The following is a 19146-nucleotide window of genomic DNA, read 5'->3' on the forward strand; positions in this document are numbered from 1 at the left end:
TCCTGGTTGACGAAGCAGCCACGCGGATCAAATCTCTTGCAGCCGAGCGAGAGGATCAGCCGTGGCCAGTGCCACCGCACGTGGACTTCGCAAGCGTCTCAGGCCGCAGGAAGCGCGGCTGTGGGCTGGGCTGCGCGGGCTCAAGCCGCGCGGCTATCACTTTCGGCGCAAGGTGCCGATCGGTTGTTATGTGGTCGACTTCGTCTGCTTGTCCGCCAGGTTGATTATCGAAGCCGATGGCGATCAGCACGCCATGCCGGCGTATTTCACCGCTGATCGGCAGCGCGGTGTTGTCCTGCGCCGTCAAGGCTTCCGTGTGCTGCACTTCTGGGATTCCGACATCGATCGATACTTCGACGGCGTGATGCAGACGGTGCTCGATGTGCTGGCGACCCCTGCCATTCGACCTCACGTGCCGCGAACCAGTCACTCCATCCATGAAGGAGCGGGAGAGAGTGGCGGGTGATGGGTGACGTCTGGCGTTGACGTCGAGTTGTTATCTCAGCCCACCCCGAGTCATTCCGGGGCGCGACCGCTAGGTCGCGAACCCGGAATCACTTTGCTATCAGCAGCGCTGTAGGATGGGTTGAGCGCAGCGAAACCCATCACCTCCTCGCCGCGCAGCGATGGGTTTCGCGTCGCTCAACCCATCCTACAGGCTATCACTCACGTAATGCGCCGCAACGATGGCGGCGATAAACCCAAAGCACGCCATCACGATCGTAGCGACCTTGATCGGTGTCATGGCTTAGGTCTCGTCAACTGTGGATTCGGAAGAAGGTCGAGATAGCTAGTATCTCCCATCGCTGCGAGGTAATTAACGGCCTCCGAAACGCAAACTGCCGTTTTCGGAAAGCCGGTTGCAAGACCGTTCACAAAGATGACCCGCATTCCGGCGGATTGGGTCATGTAAACCCAGCGATCAAAACGCGGATTCTTCACCAGCGTCGAGAGCGTTTCAGCTGCGCGATCCGGGAAATTGGGTGATATCTTCGCCAAACGGTCTATCACCCTATAAGGCTCACCCGGCGCGAAGCCCGCTTCGGACATAGATAGAACTTGGTCCATGAGCCATTCGTCCGAAATACCCTTGCGAAAAAAGAGCTGCCCAATTGCGCCTAGTTCCTCACGGAAGTGGTCCGGTGTGGTGGAGGCTTTCGCCGCTGCCAGCCGCCGATCCCAATAGGACAGAGCGCGTGCACGAAAATCGGCGGGAAGTTTGTCGGGCGGCAGATCAAGCTGGACACCAAGAAACCAGATGGCGTGTTGGCGCGACCGCACAGGGGCGCTATTCCAAAACAGCTCAAACACATCGTCCGCGAATGCAGCCTGGATGTAGAGAATGATCAGGTACTCGGCAAGACGATCATCCACATGCTGCTGATCACGGGCCGCAGTGTCTTTCCCAAGCCGGTTGATTTCGGCCACATAGCAATCGCGCATGTCCGGTGCGAGCACACTGATCGGGCCGTTGTCTGCACTAAGATGTGCTAGCCATGCAGCATCGCGGAGCGATAGGTCATTTCCCGGAAGAAGTGCGGGCAGGCACTGCCGTAGCCATGGGTCCGCAAAGAACGCGAACCAAGTGAGATAGCGGCCCATAACGGCGCGGGGGATTCGCCCGGACGCTGTGCGGTCAGTCAATTCCGTTTCAAATATCTGGCGGATCTCGGGGAGCTTTTCGAGTGCTTCCCGCGGCGCCCTGCCGACTTCGCTGTCCTGATCTTTGCTGAGCCAGGAAACGAAAAGAATGGCAAGCTCGACCGCTGCGCCGCGCCACGTCGATTGCGCTCCGAAGTGCGGAAACCTGCGGTAGCTCTCTTCAAAATTCTCCGTATCCGGTTGGCGTGGCGCAGCGCGATATAGTTCGAGGATCAGCTCCTGGACGAGCCCGGCATACGCGAATGGGATTCCATCGGCCCCTCGGCGCAGGCCGGAGGCAAGCAGTTCGATTGCCGCTTTCCGCGTCCAAGACCAATCTGGGTCGTCGCCCTCGATTCCACTCGACAAGGGCTTAACTGCTGGTCGCGCCACCACTTCGATCAGAACAAGGGCGCCATTCCAGTCCACACCATTCTTATTGTTCGACGCGTTCGAAAGCCCCTCAAGGAGGCGGCGCACATAGATGGGTGGAAGTTGCGCGAAACGTGCCGCGTTTGTCGAATAGAGGGACGAACTACCCATGGCGGCGCTTCGAAGCTCCTGTGCAAGCGCGGTAGCTGTTTCACGCTGCTCGCCGGAAGACGGCCGCCACGTTTCGAGAAAGGCGACGATTTCCTCTATTGGCGTGGTCGAGAAGTCCGGTGCCGTCAGCGGGCTCTTCTCCGGCTCATAGAGGCGATGCCGCCATGCGTCGGGATCGCCGAGCTTCTCTAGGGCTTCTCGCCGGTCGGCGGGCAGAACCTCCCGCCAATGCCACAGAAGGTCCCGGACGACAGATTCATCGCGGTTCCGTTGCTCTTCAAGAGTCGGAGGCCTCTTCTCGTGTTGTTCAAAGCGTTCGTTGAAGCGGTCACGGTATTTGTCCGGAACGGAGTCCACGCACGCCAGAATTTCCTGCTGGACCGACGCGGGTAAGGATGGAAACCACGCCCGCGCGAGCTCTCCGTATTCGGTGCGGCACCAGGTTTCTTCGATGAGGTCGGGATCGGTTAGGCAGGTTTGGGCTAGATCGGGCACACACGCCGGATTGATCGACAGTACATGCAGGACAATCCGGGTAAAAACCTTCGGCGAATGACCCCGGATACGCATTACGATATCGCGCATACAGGCGGGGTCGGCCTCGATGGCAAGCTTCGACGCCCTGACAATCCCGCCAACAAGCGCGTCAATCACATCATGCTTGATGCCGTGCTCGGAAACCTCTCCGGATAGGAAGTAGGTGTAATCATGAGATGGATCATCCGTCACCTTGCGGCTGATACGAACCGCTTGGTCGAGCAGATCGGAGACGAGGGCGACCGCATCTGCCTTGCAGACCGGAGCGATTGAGTCGATAGCTTCCGGCAAGTGGTGCTCGTACATGTGGCTGCCGAACAGCGTAGCGAGCCTCTCGTTCTCCGCAAAGACTTTGAACACGGCGCGCGTCACGCGCAGGGCGGCGTCACATTCGCCGCCTTGTGCGAGGGTTTTGATCAACTCGTGCGGTCCCTGAGCCATGATGAAACGGGCGTCTGGGGTCAACCATGCCTCGGCAAGATGCACCAATGGTGCCGCCTCGTTTGCGGGAAGCGCTGCCAGGATTTCCAGTGCCATCTGCTGAACATCGGGATGCTTGGATTCGGCTACGCTGCGAAGGGTATCCGCGATCAATGCACGGGCTTTGGCGTCAGACGATTTCGCCATACGCAGAAGGTAGCGGCCCGCGGGCCACTGGCGCAGAAACGAGCCATCGACTCCGGCCTCATCGGCTTGCGACAACGGGGCGGCAAGCAGGTTTCGCTTTGCCAGATGAGGCAGCCAATCCGGTGTCTCCAGCTTGTTGAAGAAATGCCAGAGCAGCGGCAAGGCCCCCGGGATTTCCTTTGAGAAGCTTGTCGCTGCCGCGCCGCGATCTGGCATTGCAATCAACTGGTCGATCCGTTGCACGAACGCCGCGTATTTTCCCTGAAGGGCGATCATGAGGCCGCGCATGACGGTATCGAATGGCGCCTGCCAATCGGCCCGGAATGCATCGTCGACGACGATCGACTGATGAAGCGCACGTCCCCCATGCGCCTCTGCGTTTGCCCCTGAAATCGAATTCCACGCCCTTGCGATGTCACCATCGGGCGCAAGGCCAAGACGCGTTGCGATTGCTTGTATTTGTTGCTTGTGGCTCAGTCTCGGCTTCAGTTCCTTGGCCACACGCTGTATCTCGTCGTCCTTGAATCCAAGTGCCTGCAACTGCGCCTTTGCTTGTTCGATCCGTTCGATCTGCTCCCGTGACGGTGTGATCGCCACGTCCATGGGGACTTCTAGCGTTTGCCGCAGGATTGATTCCAACTCACGCAGGGCGTGGGCGGCCACCGGGCTCGAAACGCGCAGTGGAAATGCGCCCGCCGCCAAGCGGCAAAAATCAACGTATCGATCCGCAATGCGTTGTCCGAGCAATCGCTGGATCAGTGCTGCTGTATTCTGCTGTTCAAGCGAAATATCAAACGTGTTGATGGGTTCGTCCATGCAAATGCTCTAGGAAATGAACGATTTATAGCGAAGCGTTGATCCGGGGACTTGCGGTGGTCTAGATGCGATCCTATGGGTTGACAAGCGTGTTCAATAGGAATAAATACACAAAACCCTCTCTCATCGAGGGGCGCCTCCGGAGGCGTCTTGAGGCGGGGAGAGGGGCGGCGTCCTGCGTTGCGTGGTTCGCAGCCACGTGGCCCGGGAGGCCGAGGGTCACCGTCCGCCGCTACTACGAGCGGCCGCCGCTTCAGAGGCTGGACGGGTACAGTGGAGGCCGGGGAAAGCCCGCAAGCTCGCTGTGTCCCGGAAGAACGGTCCTTCGGCCCAAAGATCGCCGCGGTGGGCGCGCCGTGAGGCGTTGCGCGAGGGATCGCAAGCCCTCGCGACAAGATCCACCCTTAGCGCCGCACGGCGCGCCCCAGCCCCTCGCTGCGATAGCGACGGGCGCACAACTCGGGCTCATCGAGCCGCGAGAACGATTGGCCGTGGCTGTTTGAAACGTGGATCGGACAACGGGGAGATGCGGGGCGCCTGCCTCACTCACGGCGTCATCGCCCGACTTGATCGGGCGACCCAGTATTCCAGAGCGCCTGTGGCGATGCGGTGCTTTGCTGCGAGCGCTCTGGGATACTGGATCCCCGCCTACGCGGGGATGACGGTTGGGGCGGAGCGACGCTGCGAAGTACAAACTACCCACGGGTTTACATACTATCCATGAGTCATTCCGGGCGCGCAGCGAAGCTGCGTGACCCCGGCAGCTCAAGGCGGCAGAACGCTTCGGGGTTCCGGGTTCGCGTAGCTGTGCTACGCGCCCCGGAACGACGGTGCGGGGCGAGGAACGCAGCCTCGCGTATCTCCTCACGCATTCCGCGCCATCAAACCACCGTCGACCGGGATCACCGCGCCGGTAATGAACGACGCCGCCGGCAGGCACAGGCTCAGCGTCATGTGGGCCACTTCTTCCGGGTCGCCGTAGCGGTGCAAAGCGGTGCGGCGGCGGGCGTATTTCTGTTTGTGGTCGGCGCTGATGCGGTCGGTCATTCCGGTGGTGATCGGGCCGGGGCAGATGCAGTTCACGGTGATGCCTTCGGGGCCGAGCTCGACTGCGAGCGAGCGCGTCAGGCCTGTGACGCCGGCTTTCGCCGCCGAGTATGGGCTGTGAGTTGCGGTGGCGCCGAGCGCTTCGGTCGAGGCGATATTGACGATGCGCGGAGATTGCGACTTGCGCAAATACGGCAGCGCGGCGCGGATCACGCGCGGATGCGCGGTAAGCAGAATGTTGAGCGCGCGCTCCCACACCGCATCGTAGCCCGCATCATCGATCGGCAGCGCCGCCGAGATGCCGGCATTGTTGATGACGATGTCGAGCCCGCCGAGTGATTGCGCGATGTGCTCGACGCCGCTCTTGATCGCCTGCGCGTCGCCGACATCGAGCGCAAACGCGGTCGCATCGCCGCCGCGCGCCTTGATGGCGTCGACGACCGGCTGCGCGCCGGCGAGGGCGACATCAGTGACGGCGACGCGTGCGCCTTCGTCGGCGAACACGTGCGCGGTGGCGCGGCCCATGCCGCTCGCGGCGCCTGTGACGAGAACGCGCAGGCCTTTGACGGAACGGCTGAGCGGCTTGTACGACATCGGTTTCCTCCGGTTGTTTCTTGTTGCGGAATGTGCGGGCGCGCGGCGCGCGTGTCTTCCGATTGACAAGGCTGGCATCGATCGACACACAGGTCAAACGTCGCGCAGACGACGAACAACAACAAACAGGAGGACGCGCGTGAACGATCTCGATTTCAGTGGCCAGCAGGTGCTGGTGGTCGGCGGTTCGAGCGGCATCGGCAACGGCATCGCGCAGGCGTTTCGCACCCGCGGCGCCAAGGTCTGCGTCACCGGCACGCGCGCGGCGCCGTCGGACTACTCGGCTGAAGACGGCAGCCATTTCGACGGACTGACTTACGTGCAGCTCGATGTCGGCAAGGCGCAGGCGGTCGACGCGTTCGCGCCGCCGATCGAGCGGCTCGACGTGCTGGTGCTGGCGCAGGGCGCGGTGATCTATCGCCGCGGTGAGTTCGAGATGGACGGCTTCCGCCACGTGATGGAAGTCAACCTGATGAGCCTGATGGCCTGCGCGGCGAAATTCCACCCGCAGCTCAAGGCGGCGTCCGGCAAGCTGATCATCGTGTCGTCGACCGCGGCGTTCCACGCCACCAAGGGCAACCCGGCCTACAACGCGTCGAAGACCGGCGCTTACGGGCTGACCCGGACGCTGGCGCAGGCCTGGGCCGAGGACGGCATCCGCGTCAACGGCATCGCGCCGGGCCTGGTCGATACCAAGATGACCAAGGTCACCACCGACAATCCGAAGCGGCTCGCCGGCGCAATCGAAGGCATCCCGATGAAGCGCCTCGGCACGCCCGAAGACATGGCCGGCGCCGCGCTGTTCCTGGCGTCGCCGCTGTCGGCCTATGTGCTCGGCCAGACGCTGGTGGTCGACGGCGGGCTGATTTTGTAACGGAGTTCGCAGGATGGGTTCGCTCCGCTCAACCCATCCTGCGAACTAACCAGTCGTCATTCCGGGACAGGCGAAGCGCGGCCCGGAATGACCACGAGAGGGGCGTGTGCCTCAGCGGAAGATCGAGAAGAAGCCCGACGCGCTCGGCGGCGGCGCGCGGCGGCCTTGCTGCTGCGGCGGACCGCCGAAGCCGAAGAAACCGGACGCGGTCGGCGGCGGGGGCGGCGGCGCGGAGCGGGTGACACGGCGCTGCTGTTGTTGCTGCGGCGGCTGCGCTCCCGCCGAAGCGCTCGGCGCGCCGCCGCTGGGCTTGGCGCTTGCCACCGGGGTCTCCGGCTTCGGCTGCTCCTTCGGCGGCGGCGGCTCCTGCGCCTTTTCGATCGACACTTCCCGGCGCGGCCAGACGTCGTCGTCAGCGCGGCCGGCGGGCGCCGACAGCGGCTCGCCCTTCACCAGCGTGCGGGCAACCAGCGCATCGACCGGCGCCGGCGCGGTGCCCGGGCCGCCGAGCAGGCGGTCGGTCGACACTGAAGAAGCGACTAGCGGCAGGATCGGACCGGCAGCGGGGCGCGGCGCCGGGCCTGCCGGAGGCTTGGCGGCCGTGTCGGGCGCGGCCGGTTCGGTCGGCAGGGCGATCGGGCCGCTGCGTGCTGCCAGCAGGCGGGCGATCTCGCGCTCGGCGTAGTGCGCCAGCTTGCGGGCGCCGGCCTTGGTGAAATACACGCCGTCATACGAACGCAGCCGCCGGATTTGGCCCTCGAAGTCCGGGCCCTGCAACACGTAGCGGCCGCCTTCGTCGACGAAGCCGTCCCAGACATCCACATAGGTGATGCCGGCCTTGGCGGCGCCGTCGCGATACAGCGCGTTGAGGAACTGCATGTCCGAGGTCGCCTTGGTGCCGCGCACCGCGGGCAGGCCGACCCACAGGATCGGGACGTTCTTGGCTTTGAGGACGTTGATCAGGTCCTCGATCTTCTTGGCGTAAAGCTCCGACCAGCGATCCTCGCGAAACTGGGCGACGCCGCCTGCGGCGCGCTTGCCCTTTTCGTTCATGATCCGCAGCGAGTCGTCGTCATCCTCGTCGTCGTCTGCAGCGGCGTTGTCGGCGGCCTTGTCGTCCGGCTTGGCGTCGGTTTTGCCGTCAGGCTTCGCGTCGGTCTTGTTGTCTGTCTTGTTGTCGGTCTTAGCGTCCGGCTTGGCCTCTTCGCCGGGCTTGGCGGCGGCCTTGTCGTCCTTCTTCTTGTCCTTCTCGGGCGTCGTCGCCTGCTCGCGGATCGCAATGCGGTCCGACAGGCCGAGCATCACCACGATCGCGTCCGGGTTCTCCTGGGCGATCACCTCCTTGGCGGCGGCGACCCAGTCCGACGGCTCACCCTTCTGCGCGTAGCGGAGCAGGCCCGAGATGGTCTTGAACTTGCGAACCACGCCCATTTCGGGCTGCTCGGCGTAAGCCTGCTCCAGGCCGTAGCCGAGCCAGTCGGCCATCGAGTCGCCGAGCACCAGCACGGTCCGATCCGGGATCGTCTCGCGCTTCTCAGGCGCGGGCGCCTTGGAATAGTCCTCGCGCGGGGCGGCACGGCGCTGCGGCTGGTTCTGGTGGAACGGCTGGAACACGTCGTTGCCGAACCAGCCGAATCCGCCACCACCGCCGCCGCCACGCTGCTGGCGGGCGGGCGGGGGGCCGCCGAAATCGAAAAACTGCGCCGAGGCCGGCCCGACGATGCCGAACAGCAGCACGCCGGCGACCGCGAGCGCACCCAGCGGGCCGCGCTCGGTAAAGACGCCAAAGAAGGATCTCGGCTTGTCGGACATGCGGATCTTGCGCAATCGCCACCGGAAAAACGGAAGCTGATCCCTATACTAGCGGATTCGGGCCGCAACCGGGCAGCTTTCGCCGGCTCCATAAGGCGGGCCCGGCCGCGCCCGTCAAGGGCTTCGGCCGGGCCGCATCGGATCGTCTAAGCCGCGGATCGGCCGGGCAGGAGCCGCGCATCGAGGGCGGCGGCGAGCGCGGGCGACACCGGTGTCGTCGGCAGCCGCACCTCCGGGCTGTCGATCAGCCCGCGCCGCCACAGCGCATATTTCACCGGCGCCGGGGACGGCTCGGCAAACAGCAGCTTCGGCAGGTCGGCGAGGCGTTGCCATTCGGTCGCCCCGCCGAGCCGGTCGCCGGCCTGCAGCCGATGCATCACCGCGGCGAACGCCTCGGTCTCCAGATGCGCCGAGGCCAGGATCGCGCCGTCGCAGCCGCGGCTCAAGGCATCGAAAGCGAGCGCATCCTCGCCGGTGAGCACCGCAAAGCCCGGCGGCCGCAGCCGCAGCAGCTCGGCGGTCTGCGCAGGATCGGCGCAGCAATCCTTGACGCCGACGATGTTGGCGCGCTCGGCGAGTCGCAGCATCGCCTCGTTCTGCAGATTGACGCCGGTGCGATACGGAATGTTGTAGATCAGGATCGGCCGCGCGGTGGCGTCGGCTGCGGCTTCGAAATGCAGCACCAGTCCCTGATGCGACGGACGGGTGTAGTACGGGCAGGCGATCAGCACGCCGTCGGTCGGCCAGTGTGCAGTCCGCGCCAGAGTCTCCACCAGCTTGCGCGTGTCGCTGCCGGACAGCCCGAGATACACCGGAAGCTTGCGGCCGCCCGCCGCCAGCGCGTCGGCGGTCAGCATCACCAGGCGTTCGAGCTCCGTCTCGTCCAGCGTCAGTCCTTCGCCGGTGGTGGCGCCGAGGATCAGCCCGTCGAGTGGTGCCCGTGCGTAGTGGGTGATCAGCCGGCGCAGCGATGCGGCGTCGAGCGCGCCGTCTCGAAACGGCGTGATCAGCGGCAGCCATAGCCCGCGCGGCTGTTCGGCTGTCGCGTCCAGGGTCGTCTCCATCTTCGGTCTCCTGAGAGGTCGGGCCGGAGGCGGAGCTTGCAACAAAAAACCCCGTCGAAACCGGCGGGGTTGGGTGCATGCGTGAAGGCGAGATTGATCTATCGCGCGCGCAAGCCACCGGCCCCTGAAGGAGCGCGGGATTTCGATTTCAAAGCGGCGGCACGGCGGATCATGCGGCGGAGGATGGGCGGCGCGCTGCCGGGTGTCAAGCCGGGCGCCGGTCTTCGGCCTGCGCGTCTGCCGCAAACAATGCCGTGAATGGGCCTGCTTACTCCGCCGTCGTCAGGAACATCGCGGCACCGCCGGTGTTCGCACTTGTCAGGAAGACGGCAGCGGATTCTCGCCATGGCGCACGACGCATTCCCCGCACACTCAGTCCATGCAAACTCACTCCGACTGACATCGACCGCGCGGATCGGCGCGCATCCGATTCATCCGATGCTGGTACCTATCCCGATTGCTTGCATCGGCGCCCTGCTGATTGCCGACGACGTCGGCAACACGGTGTGGCGCGTCACCGCAACTGGCGCCACGCCGCAGACAGCCGGAGGAGCGGGCACAACAACTGGTGCTGCACCAACGCCGAGCCCGCAGCAGTAATTACTCGTCAGACCTAGCCTTCGAGGGACGCGCTGAACTCAGCGCCCTCTCAACCTCTCCAACATTTCCCCCGTCGCAAATCCATCCGCCGGTGCGCCGATCGAAGCCTGGAAATTCCGCAGTGCGCTGCGGGTTTCGGAGCCGAACTGCCCGTCGGGCGTGCCGCGGTAGAATCCGCGCTGGGCGAGGAGCTGTTGCAATTCCAGCTTTTCGGTGCGTGACAGGGCGCGCTCCTGGCGCGGCCAGTCCTGGACGAATGGGGCGCCGCCGCGCAGCCGGTCGGCGAAATGGCCGATCGCCAGCGCATAGGCCTCGGCCGGGTTGTACTTCATGATCACCCGGAAATTGGTGAGCATCAGGAAGCCGGGTCCGGCGGCGCCGGCGGGAGCGAGCAGATAGGCCTTTTCGCTCGAGCGCGGGAACGGCTGGCCGCCGGCGCGGCGCAGCCCCATCTGCTCCCATTGCGCCAGCGTCTGGGTCTGGCGGCGGTCGGCCAGCATGTAGTTGAAGCCCTTCGGCACCACGACCTCGTAACCCCAGGTCTGGCCGGTCTGCCAACCGTCCTTCTTCAGGTTATTGGCGGTCGAGGCGATCAGGTCGTAGGGATTGTCGACCACGTCGCGGCGGCCGTCGCCATCGGCGTCGACCGCGAAGCGCTTGAATGCCGTTGGCATGAACTGGGTTGGGCCGAACGCGCCAGCCCATGAGCCGCGCAGCTGCTCGGGCCGCAGATCGCCGCGATGCAGGATCTCCAGCGCGGTGAGGAATTCGTCCTTGAAGTACGCCTGGCGGCGGCCGACGCAGGCCAGCGTCGCGGTGGAGTTCACCACGTAGCGATCGCCCATCTGGGTCGAGTAGTTCGATTCGATGCCCCAGATCGACGCGATGATGTAGCGGTCGACGCCGTAAGCGCGCTCGACCGCGTCGAACTGCGGCTTGTACTGCGCCAGGATTTCTCGGCCCCTGGCGAGGCGGGTATCGTTGACCAGGATGTCGAGATAATCCCAGATCGACTTGGTGAACTCCGGTTGTGAATCCATCAGGTCCATCAGCCGCAGGTCCGGCGACAGGCCCGCGGTGTAGCGCTCGAACGACTCGCGCGAGATGCCGCGGCGCGCCGCGTCCGGCCACATCGCCGCGACGCAATTGTCGAAATTCGCCGCGGCCTCGCGGATTGCGGCGGCGGTCATCAGCGGATGGCCCGAAGCGCCGTCCTCGCCGCTCCAGGGCTGTGCAGCGGAGCTGCCGCCGGAGGGCGCGCTCGCGCCGGGCGCGGCTGGGCGGCTCGGCGACGGATTGCCGAAAATGCTGTCGAGGAAGTTCAGAGGATTGCCGGATTGCGCCTGCGCCGCCGTGGCCGAAAGCGCCACGCCGCCGAACCATGCCGCGAGCGCGGCAGCTGCCAGCCGGTTGTGTCCCGTCATCGCCGATTGCATCCCACCTGTTGCGAGGCCCCCGGGGCAGGAGGCGCCGTGATGGTTTCCATCAGCTTAACAAAGCGGCTTTTTGCCGTCCGGCCGCCCGCGCCCGTACCGAGTTTTCACGTGCGCAGGCGGCCCTTGACGGCCGGCGCGATCGCCGGAGGATGGTGGGAAACGCGCATGGAAATGGGACCGAGATGCTCGGCATTCACGACTTCTGGCTGTTCGTCGCTTCCGGGCTGCTGCTCAATGTCACGCCTGGGCCGGACACCGCCTACATCGTCGGCCGTGGCCTGCAGTTCGGCTGGCGCGGCGGGGCGGCTGCGGCGCTCGGCGTCGGCACCGGCTGCCTGGTCCACGTTGCGGCTGCGGCCGCGGGCCTGTCGGCGCTCCTGATGGCGTCGACGCTGGCGTTCAGCGTGCTCAAGTGGGTCGGCGCCGCCTATCTGATCTGGCTGGGATTGCGGATGCTGCTGTCGAAGCCGAGCGATTTCACCGCAACCGCAGGCGCTGCCCCGACGCTGTCGCTGGGCTCGGTGTTTCGCCAGGGCATGCTCACCAATGTGTTGAACCCCAAGGTGGCGCTGTTCTTTCTCGCCTTCCTGCCGCAGTTCGTCGCCGCCGATGCGTCCAACAAGGCGCTGGCGTTTCTGGTGCTCGGGCTGATCTTCGTGGTCAACGGCACGCTGTATTGCCTGGCGCTCGCGGCCTTCGCGGCGCGGGCGGCGGATCGGCTGCGACGCTCCGGCTCGGTGCTGCAATGGATCAATCGAGGTCTTGGGGCGCTGTTCGTGGCGCTCGGCATCCGGGTGGCGCTGGCGCGCGCCTGACCGAGGACGCGCTACTAGCCGACCAGCTTCACGAGGGTGGTGGCGGCGAGATACAGGCCGAGCCCCATCAGGGCGATCAAGAACCAGCGGCGGAATGTGTCTGGATGCATCCGGGTGCGCACCGCCTGGCCGCCGAACATGCCGGCGAACGCGGCCGCCAGCGCGATCAGGCCGGGCAGGGCGGTGGCGGTCGACAGCAGGCCGGCGTCGGTGAGGTTGACGGCCAGCGCCAGCGTCGCGGTGGTGAAGAACACGCCGAGCGCCTGGACCAGCTCATCCTTCTCCATCCCGATCGCCTGCAGATACGGCATCGAGGGAATCACCTGCACGCCGGTCGCCGCCGAGATCACCCCGGTGATCAGCCCGACCGGACCGCCGATCCATTTCTCGCGGTTCGGCGCGACGTGGAAGCTGCGCTTGCTGAGGCCGAGAATGCCATAAGCGACCAGCAGCACGCCGAGCACCAGCGACCCGTATCGGGCATAGGGGCCAGTCATCAGCCCGGCGCCGAGACGAATGCCGATCACGGTGCCGAGCAGCAGCGGCCAAAGCCGGCGCAGGATGTCCCGCAGATAGCTGCCCGCGAAGGTTTGCCAGATGTTGGTGACGATCGCCGGCACGATGACAATGGCGACCGCCTGGGCCGGCGGCATGGCGACGGCGAGCAATCCGATCGACACGGTCGGCAGACCGAGACCGATCACGCCTTTGATGAAGCCGGCGAACGCGAAGACCGCAGCGATGATGAGGAGAAATGGATCGAACACTGCCGCAGATTGCACACTCGCCGAGCCTCACGCAACCCATGCTTCGCTCATGGCTGTGCGGCAGCGGCGCCACCTGCATACTGCGCCGCGTAGTTCGCGCTCGGCGGGATCGGTTTGATGATGTCGATCAGCACGCCGTTCGGATCGGCAGTGATGAAATGGCGCTGCCCGAAATCTTCATCGCGTAGCGACAGCAGGATCGGCAGGCCGGCTTGCTGCAGCCGGGCATATTCGCGGTCCGGATCGTCGACTTCGAAGTTCAGGATCAGGCCTGACACCTGGCCGCGGCCAGCTTCGGGAATCGTCGCATGCTGGCCGTCGAGGATCGCCAGATTGACAGCAGGATCTTCGGCCGACTGCAGGTGCATGTACCAGTCGGCTTCGAACAGCGGACGGAAGCCGAAATGCCGGCAGTAGAACGCTGCCGTCGCGGCGACATCCGACGTCATGATCACCGGGTAGTAGCTGGTCGATCGCATCGCTTTCCTCCTCGCCAACAAAAAGATACAGTATGTATGTATAAAACATGCAGGCTGAATGTATGAAGGCGACGAAGCGACGCACCAACCCCGAACGGTCCAGTGCCACCCAGGCGGCCCTGATCGCAGCGGCCCGCGAGGCATTCGTGGTTCGCGGCTATGCGGCCACCAGCACGCCCGATCTGGTGGAGGCCGCGGGCGTCACGCGCGGTGCGCTGTATCACCACTTCGCCGACAAACAGGCGCTGTTCCGGGCCGTCGTCGAGGCCGAATCCGCGGCCGTCGCCACGGAGGTCGAGGCCGGCGCCGACGAGTGCCCACCGCTCGAGTCTTTGATCTCCGGGGGGGAAGCCTATCTGGCGGCGATGGCCGTGCCGGGCCGCACGCGGCTATTGCTGATTGAGGCGGCTGCGGTGCTTGGCCGTGCCGAGGTCGATGCCATCGATGCGCAGCACGGCGTCAGGACGCTGCGGGAGGGCTTGGCGGCGGCGATCGAACAGCAAGCGATCGCACCGATTCCGGTCGAGGCGGCCGCGAAGCTGCTCGGCGCCGCGTTCGATCGCGCCGCGCTCGAAATCGCGCAAGGAGGCGACCGCGGGAGCTGCCTCGCTGTACTGCGGGCGCTGATCGAAGGACTGCGGTTATAACCGCTAAAGCGTGGTTCAGGCGTTGAGGATCTTCATTGCGGCTTCGTGCACGCGCTTGTCGCCCGCCGCGATGATCCGGCCGCCATTCTGCGCCGGCTTGCCGTCCCAGGTCGTGATGATGCCGCCGGCACCGGTGATGATGGGAATCAGCGCGGCGACGTCGTAGGGCTTCAGCTCGGTTTCGATCACGAGGTCGAGCTGCCCGGCGGCCAGCATGCAGTAGGAGTAGCAGTCGCCGCCGTAGCGGGTCAGTCGCGCCTCGGCCTGGACCTTCTCGAAAATGCCGCGGTCGCTGGCGTTCATCAGCAGCGGCGAGGTGGTGAACAGCACCGCGTCCTTGATAGCGGCGCAGCGGCGTACGCCGAGTTTGCGCTCGCCGGACGGGCCTTTGTACGTCGCCGAACCATTGTCGCCGGAGAAGCGTTCGCCGATGAAGGGCTGATGCATCATGCCGAACACCGGCGCGCCCTTGTGCAGCAACGCGATCAGCGTTCCCCACACCGGAAAGCCGGCGATGAAGGACTTCGTGCCGTCGATCGGGTCCAGCACCCAGACGTAATCGGCGTCTTCGCGCTCGTTGCCGAACTCTTCGCCGATGATGCCGTGCTGGGGAAAGCTCGCCTTGATCAGCCGGCGCATCACCGCTTCGGCGGCGCGATCAGCTTCGGTCACCGGATCGAAATCGCGGCCGGGCTGCTTGTTGTCGATCGTCAGCGTGGTGCGGAAGAACGGCAGGATGGTGTCGCCCGACGAGGTCGCAAGGCGGCCGATAAAGGCGGCGAAATCGATGACCGTCACGGAGCGATCCTTTGCGAGCATTGCGGGCGGGACATGGAACCGCGCCACCATCTTAGACGGGAGCGGCCGAACCCTTGCTCCTTTATTATGGCGGGTGACTCCCGGTCCATAGTCTGAATCGTCGGCAATAAGCCGCACTCACAGCTTTGAAGCGGCTCGCGGCGCTGCGGGAACTAGGTGCGACAAGACCGCTCGGAATCGCCCGAGGATGCGGTGCGGGCTTTGGTCGCGACCTCATTCATCTCATTGATCTGTCTCAAATAATTTCAGCAGTTCCGCGGCGTGGACGGTGCTCTGACATGCGTTTTTTGCATGGAAAATCGCCTGAAAACACTTGCGCTTTGTGCGGCGCGGTCGCATATTGTTGCGGTGCGGTAGCGCCTCGCGCTATCGCTGCCCTCCTTGGGCGTTTCCTCCCTAGACTTGGGCCGCTTGCCATCGCAAGCGGCCCTTTTTTCTTTTTGGATTGTCTTTTCTTTGGATCGAGGCTCGGCAGCGCCAGCGGCGCTGTCTGCTCGTCGGTGGCCGCTTGCGCTTCGCCAGCAGCCACCTGATCGCGGGTGTCCGTCGGCGGTTCTCGGCCGCACCATACCTCTCTCGGCCTGCATCAGGTCGGAGAGCGGCAGGTGAGAACGCCGTCGAGAAGCCGTGGAGCCCGGCTTCTTAAAGGTGCAGTCCTGACGCGATCGACCGTCTGCTAGCCGCCGCCGGTGAGGCCGTCTTTCACCGACGTGAAAGTGGAATTCAGTTTGTCGCCGAGCCCGGTGACTGCGGCGATGATCGCCAGCGAGATGCCGGCGGCGATCAGACCGTATTCAATTGCGGTGGCGCCGGATTCTTCCGACAAGAATTTCAGAACAAGACGCTTCACGTTGTTCTCCCAGGATAGCCTGCGGTTTGGGGTTCACAACTGAAGATTGCGGGTTCCACGTTAATTCCGGCTGAATCGGTTCCCGTGAATTTAGGAGCACGATTCGCCGATTGACGCGGATAAGCGGCAAAACGGCACTTGGGTCCGCCAGCCAGCTACTCGGCTGCCGCCTGAAACGGGCGGAGATCGTCCAGCGGTATCTCGGACAGCCTCTCGGCGAGGCGGCTGAAGTCCTCGGCCACGGTGGCAAAGCGGTCGCTGCGCAGCCGCAGCCGTTCGTCCATGTAAATCGCCCGGTTGAGCTCGACCTGGACGGTGTGCAGCCCGGTGGCCGGGTTGCCGTAATGCTCGGTGATGAAGCCGCCCGCATAAGGCTTGTTGCGGCCGGTCGAATAGCCGCGCGCCGCCATCGTCTCTTCGATCACGGCGGCGATCAACGGCGAGCAGCTGGTGCCGTAGCGGTCTCCGATCACCACATCCGGCCGCTTCGGCTCGTCGCGCGAGATGCCGACCGACGGCATCGAATGGCAGTCGACCAGAAGCACCGAGCCGAACTGCTGGTGCGCCTGGTTGATCAGCCGGCGCAGCGCGCGGTGATACGGCTTGTACAGCGTCTCGATCCGGCCGAGCGCGTCGTCGATATGGATGCGCTCGTGGTAGATCTCCTGGCCGTCGCCGACCACGCGCGGGATCGTGCCAAGGCCGCCGGCGACCCGCATCGAGCGGGTGTTGGCAAAGCTCGGCAGCCGGCCGTTGAACATCCGCGGATCGAGCTCGTAGGGCTCGCGATTGACGTCGATATAGGAGCGGGGGAAATGCACCCGCACCACCGGAAAGCCGTCGTGGATCAGGTGGCCGATCAGCTCGTCCATGAACGAATCTTCGGAGCGCTGCAGCGCTTCAAGATCGATCCGCGAGGCGTTCAGGAAGGCGTTCGGATAGACCGAACCGGAATGCGGCGAATTGAAAATGATCGGGGCGCGCCAGACCGCCGGTTCGGCGATCTCGAAGGCGGGGGAGAACTCACCGTCGAACTCGGTCATCGTCGTCCGCCACTCGTCAAATCCGCCCGTCTCCTGCCTCTGCGACAGCGCATCTGGTGATTTGGTGAGCGGTATTGTCGGCAATAGGGCCGGCGCTGCCAAGCAAAATCATTCCAGAGAGCGGTGTCGAAAACGCTGGAGCCGAACAAAAGTGCCCGCTTGCGGATTTGTTGATTCAGAGCCCGATCGGGCGCAGGATTATCCCCGCTTCCTCACTTGATGGGCGATGGGAATTTCACCCGAAATTTACCAGACTTCGGTCTAACTGGATCGATCGGTTTTCCTCGCCCGGATTTGAAGTTCCAGCCACCATGCACAAAATTCTCCTCGCCGAAGACGATAACGACATGCGCCGCTTCCTGGTGAAGGCGTTGGAAAACGCCGGATTCCAGGTTTCCTCGTTCGACAACGGCATGTCGGCCTACCAGCGGCTTCGCGAAGAGCCGTTCGAAATGCTGCTGACCGACATCGTGATGCCGGAGATGGACGGAATCGAGCTGGCGCGCCGCGCCTCCGAACTCGATCCCGACATCAAGATCATGTTCATCACCGGATTCGCCGCGGTGGCGCTGAATTCCGATTCGGACGCGCCAAAGAACGCCAAGGTCCTGGCCAAGCCGGTGCACCTGCGGGAATTGGTCAGCGAAGTGAATAAGATGCTCGCCGCGTAAAATTGGCGTCGAAATCCTGCTTTGGTGTCCTTGCCTGACCGGCTCGGAGCCGATATAGGGACGCCACCCGTGAAGACGATCTGAGGGCGCGTAGCTCAGCGGGAGAGCACCTCGTTGACATCGAGGGGGTCACAGGTTCGATCCCTGTCGCGCCCACCATTCCCCAGCATCGTCGAATTCCATCTTCCCCGATCTCGTGTCTGACCGCTCGGCGGCCGCTTTGCTTTGCGGAACGAAGCTGCCTGCGACGAATTGGCTCAACATCGCCATTCGGCATGGAGCGACACGATGATCAAGCAGATTGCCATCACCGCCGCCGCGCTGGCGGCTCTTTCCACCGCCGCCGCTGCGCCGGCCAGCGCCGATGAAGTCGGCATCGGAGTGGGGCCGGCAGGTGTCACCGTCGGCACCAGTCACGGCCCGTATTACGGCCATGAGGATCGGTATGTGCGCGAGCGCCGGATCTATCGCGAGCGCGAGCCCGATGAGACCGTCGTGGTTCGCCGGCAATACCGTGAAGAACCCCGCCGCCGTGTGATCATCGAGCACGATGACGATTAAGACGACCAACGGCCTCCCTCGCGGAGGCCGTTTTTTCGTCTCGGGTGGATCCCAGCGGCGCGGCCGCAGCATCCCCTCAACCCGGATTGGCCTTGCTGCCAACTGCGCCGTAGCGCAGGCCATCGGTCAGCAACCCGACCATCCGGCTGGTGTGGTCGGGATCTCCGCCCGGCGCGGAATTGCAGAGCTGTGCCACCGCCTTGAGCAAATCGAACGGGTCGACATCGCGGCGAACCTCGCCGGCCGCCCCGGCCGCATCCAGCAGCGATTGCAGCGCGGGGCGGAGCCGCTGTTCGAAATAGACTGGCAGGCTGTCATAGGCCGGATTGCCCGAATACAGCGCCGCCGCCAAACCGCGCTTTGTCGCGATGAAGTCGACATAGCGCTGCATCCAGCGCGACAACGCCTCGAGGGGCGAATAGCCGGCTGCCAGGGCTGCGGCTGCATCGGCGCAGGCATCGACCTCGTTGCGGAACACCGCCACGATCAGGTCGGATCGCTGCGGGAAGTGCCGATACAGCGTGCCGACGCCGACGCCGGCTTTCTCGGCGATGTCGCGCACCGGCGCATCCACGCCTGCCGTCGCGAAGACCGCCAGCGCCGCTTCGAGCAGCGTCTTCAGATTGCGCTGCGCGTCCGCCCGGACCCGACGCGGCGTACCGGCCGCTGAGGCGTCTTTGCGCGGCCGCTTTTCGGGCACAGGAATACCTCTTGATAAACGGAACGATGTTCCGTATAAGGAGTTGCTGGCCCGTTATCTCACATCGATGCCTGCCGGGCTACGCGGCATCGGCCACGCCAACCAACGCCCCGAACCAACAAGCCGCTCGGCGGTTAGCGATTTTTCCGTTCGCACAATGTGCGCGCGAATACGGATCCACGCGCGTTGCTTCATCCTGTCCT

The 19146-nt window shown here is 64.5% G+C and carries 18 protein-coding genes and 1 tRNA gene; 8 read left to right on the top strand and 11 right to left on the bottom strand.

The window, feature by feature from the left end; translation table 11 throughout:
- Positions 1-61 precede the first annotated feature (61 nt).
- Entirely contained in the window at positions 62-466 is a 405-nt protein-coding gene (locus tag RPPS3_RS04610; protein WP_107343050.1) for an endonuclease domain-containing protein, read from the top strand.
- Positions 467-741: 275 nt separating this feature from the next.
- On the opposite strand, the gene RPPS3_RS04615 is transcribed toward RPPS3_RS04610, so the two are convergent.
- Together RPPS3_RS04615 and RPPS3_RS04620 are read right to left on the bottom strand one after the other, a co-directional pair.
- Entirely contained in the window at positions 742-4164 is a 3423-nt protein-coding gene (locus RPPS3_RS04615) for a hypothetical protein (RefSeq protein ID WP_107343051.1), read from the bottom strand.
- 864 nt (positions 4165-5028) lie between these two features.
- Positions 5029-5805: an SDR family NAD(P)-dependent oxidoreductase gene (locus RPPS3_RS04620; protein ID WP_107343052.1), complete on the bottom strand. Its 777-nt coding sequence runs from the start codon at positions 5803-5805 to the stop codon at positions 5029-5031.
- Between the two features lie 139 nt (positions 5806-5944).
- Between RPPS3_RS04620 and RPPS3_RS04625 the strand changes: the two genes are divergently transcribed.
- Positions 5945-6679 carry an SDR family NAD(P)-dependent oxidoreductase gene (locus RPPS3_RS04625; protein WP_107343053.1) on the top strand — a complete coding sequence of 245 codons (735 nt, stop codon included), beginning with the start codon at positions 5945-5947 and terminating at the stop codon, positions 6677-6679.
- A 111-nt stretch (positions 6680-6790) separates the two neighbouring features.
- Here RPPS3_RS04625 and RPPS3_RS04630 read toward each other — a convergent pair whose 3' ends face one another.
- Both RPPS3_RS04630 and dapA read right to left on the bottom strand, forming a co-directional pair.
- Positions 6791-8491 carry an SGNH/GDSL hydrolase family protein gene (locus tag RPPS3_RS04630; protein WP_107346433.1) on the bottom strand — a complete coding sequence of 567 codons (1701 nt, stop codon included), beginning with the start codon at positions 8489-8491 and terminating at the stop codon, positions 6791-6793.
- Between the two features lie 146 nt (positions 8492-8637).
- On the bottom strand, positions 8638-9555 hold the full coding sequence (dapA, locus tag RPPS3_RS04635; RefSeq protein WP_107343054.1) for a 4-hydroxy-tetrahydrodipicolinate synthase: 918 nt from the start codon (positions 9553-9555) through the stop codon (positions 8638-8640).
- 345 nt (positions 9556-9900) lie between these two features.
- Between dapA and RPPS3_RS04640 the strand changes: the two genes are divergently transcribed.
- Positions 9901-10155 carry a hypothetical protein gene (locus tag RPPS3_RS04640; RefSeq protein ID WP_107343055.1) on the top strand — a complete coding sequence of 85 codons (255 nt, stop codon included), beginning with the start codon at positions 9901-9903 and terminating at the stop codon, positions 10153-10155.
- 38 nt (positions 10156-10193) lie between these two features.
- On the opposite strand, the gene RPPS3_RS04645 is transcribed toward RPPS3_RS04640, so the two are convergent.
- A complete protein-coding gene (locus tag RPPS3_RS04645; protein ID WP_107343056.1) occupies positions 10194-11579 on the bottom strand; it encodes a lytic murein transglycosylase in 1386 nt (461 codons plus the stop codon).
- Positions 11580-11773: 194 nt separating this feature from the next.
- Here RPPS3_RS04645 and RPPS3_RS04650 point away from each other — a divergent pair, with 194 nt between their 5' ends.
- Positions 11774-12406 carry a LysE family translocator gene (locus RPPS3_RS04650; protein WP_107343057.1) on the top strand — a complete coding sequence of 211 codons (633 nt, stop codon included), beginning with the start codon at positions 11774-11776 and terminating at the stop codon, positions 12404-12406.
- 14 nt (positions 12407-12420) lie between these two features.
- Here RPPS3_RS04650 and RPPS3_RS04655 read toward each other — a convergent pair whose 3' ends face one another.
- Both RPPS3_RS04655 and RPPS3_RS04660 read right to left on the bottom strand, forming a co-directional pair.
- Positions 12421-13188 carry a sulfite exporter TauE/SafE family protein gene (locus RPPS3_RS04655; protein WP_107343058.1) on the bottom strand — a complete coding sequence of 256 codons (768 nt, stop codon included), beginning with the start codon at positions 13186-13188 and terminating at the stop codon, positions 12421-12423.
- A gap of 32 nt (positions 13189-13220) precedes the next feature.
- Positions 13221-13652 carry a VOC family protein gene (locus tag RPPS3_RS04660; protein WP_107343059.1) on the bottom strand — a complete coding sequence of 144 codons (432 nt, stop codon included), beginning with the start codon at positions 13650-13652 and terminating at the stop codon, positions 13221-13223.
- Between the two features lie 62 nt (positions 13653-13714).
- Between RPPS3_RS04660 and RPPS3_RS04665 the strand changes: the two genes are divergently transcribed.
- Positions 13715-14299 carry a TetR/AcrR family transcriptional regulator gene (locus RPPS3_RS04665; RefSeq protein ID WP_107343060.1) on the top strand — a complete coding sequence of 195 codons (585 nt, stop codon included), beginning with the start codon at positions 13715-13717 and terminating at the stop codon, positions 14297-14299.
- A gap of 15 nt (positions 14300-14314) precedes the next feature.
- On the opposite strand, the gene hisN is transcribed toward RPPS3_RS04665, so the two are convergent.
- From hisN to RPPS3_RS04680, 3 genes are all read right to left on the bottom strand, one after another.
- Positions 14315-15097, bottom strand: coding sequence for a histidinol-phosphatase (hisN, locus tag RPPS3_RS04670; RefSeq protein WP_107346434.1), 783 nt, complete (start codon positions 15095-15097; stop codon positions 14315-14317).
- A gap of 697 nt (positions 15098-15794) precedes the next feature.
- Positions 15795-15968 (bottom strand): Flp family type IVb pilin, encoded by a 174-nt coding sequence (locus tag RPPS3_RS04675; RefSeq protein ID WP_107343061.1) that lies wholly within the window; start codon positions 15966-15968, stop codon positions 15795-15797.
- Between the two features lie 155 nt (positions 15969-16123).
- Positions 16124-17011 (bottom strand): N-formylglutamate amidohydrolase, encoded by an 888-nt coding sequence (locus tag RPPS3_RS04680; protein WP_107343062.1) that lies wholly within the window; start codon positions 17009-17011, stop codon positions 16124-16126.
- Between the two features lie 311 nt (positions 17012-17322).
- Here RPPS3_RS04680 and cpdR point away from each other — a divergent pair, with 311 nt between their 5' ends.
- The 3 genes from cpdR to RPPS3_RS04695 all read left to right on the top strand — a co-directional run bounded on the left by cpdR (position 17323) and on the right by RPPS3_RS04695 (position 18243).
- Entirely contained in the window at positions 17323-17682 is a 360-nt protein-coding gene (gene cpdR, locus RPPS3_RS04685; protein ID WP_011156442.1) for a cell cycle two-component system response regulator CpdR, read from the top strand.
- Positions 17683-17766: 84 nt separating this feature from the next.
- A tRNA-Val gene (locus RPPS3_RS04690) sits at positions 17767-17841 on the top strand.
- Between the two features lie 129 nt (positions 17842-17970).
- Complete coding sequence (locus RPPS3_RS04695; RefSeq protein ID WP_107343063.1) at positions 17971-18243, top strand: hypothetical protein; 273 nt, start codon at positions 17971-17973, stop codon at positions 18241-18243.
- Positions 18244-18319: 76 nt separating this feature from the next.
- On the opposite strand, the gene RPPS3_RS04700 is transcribed toward RPPS3_RS04695, so the two are convergent.
- A complete protein-coding gene (locus RPPS3_RS04700) occupies positions 18320-18943 on the bottom strand; it encodes a TetR/AcrR family transcriptional regulator (RefSeq protein ID WP_107343064.1) in 624 nt (207 codons plus the stop codon).
- Positions 18944-19146 lie beyond the last annotated feature (203 nt).

It is taken from the genome of Rhodopseudomonas palustris (genome assembly GCF_003031265.1).
Classification (GTDB): Bacteria; Pseudomonadota; Alphaproteobacteria; order Rhizobiales; family Xanthobacteraceae; genus Rhodopseudomonas; species Rhodopseudomonas palustris_H.

What these genes read in the sequence shown, in the direction of transcription:
- RPPS3_RS04615 (WP_107343051.1), bottom strand. Translation starts at nt 4,164, where the DNA reads ATGGACGAACCCATCAACACGTTTGATATTTCGCTTGAACAGCAGAAT.
- RPPS3_RS04620 (WP_107343052.1), bottom strand. Translation starts at nt 5,805, where the DNA reads ATGTCGTACAAGCCGCTCAGCCGTTCCGTCAAAGGCCTGCGCGTTCTC.
- RPPS3_RS04630 (WP_107346433.1), bottom strand. Translation starts at nt 8,491, where the DNA reads ATGTCCGACAAGCCGAGATCCTTCTTTGGCGTCTTTACCGAGCGCGGC.
- dapA (WP_107343054.1), bottom strand. Translation starts at nt 9,555, where the DNA reads ATGGAGACGACCCTGGACGCGACAGCCGAACAGCCGCGCGGGCTATGG.
- RPPS3_RS04640 (WP_107343055.1), top strand. Translation starts at nt 9,901, where the DNA reads ATGGCGCACGACGCATTCCCCGCACACTCAGTCCATGCAAACTCACTC.
- RPPS3_RS04645 (WP_107343056.1), bottom strand. Translation starts at nt 11,579, where the DNA reads ATGACGGGACACAACCGGCTGGCAGCTGCCGCGCTCGCGGCATGGTTC.
- RPPS3_RS04650 (WP_107343057.1), top strand. Translation starts at nt 11,774, where the DNA reads ATGCTCGGCATTCACGACTTCTGGCTGTTCGTCGCTTCCGGGCTGCTG.
- RPPS3_RS04660 (WP_107343059.1), bottom strand. Translation starts at nt 13,652, where the DNA reads ATGCGATCGACCAGCTACTACCCGGTGATCATGACGTCGGATGTCGCC.
- RPPS3_RS04665 (WP_107343060.1), top strand. Translation starts at nt 13,715, where the DNA reads ATGAAGGCGACGAAGCGACGCACCAACCCCGAACGGTCCAGTGCCACC.
- RPPS3_RS04680 (WP_107343062.1), bottom strand. Translation starts at nt 17,011, where the DNA reads ATGACCGAGTTCGACGGTGAGTTCTCCCCCGCCTTCGAGATCGCCGAA.
- cpdR (WP_011156442.1), top strand. Translation starts at nt 17,323, where the DNA reads ATGCACAAAATTCTCCTCGCCGAAGACGATAACGACATGCGCCGCTTC.
- RPPS3_RS04695 (WP_107343063.1), top strand. Translation starts at nt 17,971, where the DNA reads ATGATCAAGCAGATTGCCATCACCGCCGCCGCGCTGGCGGCTCTTTCC.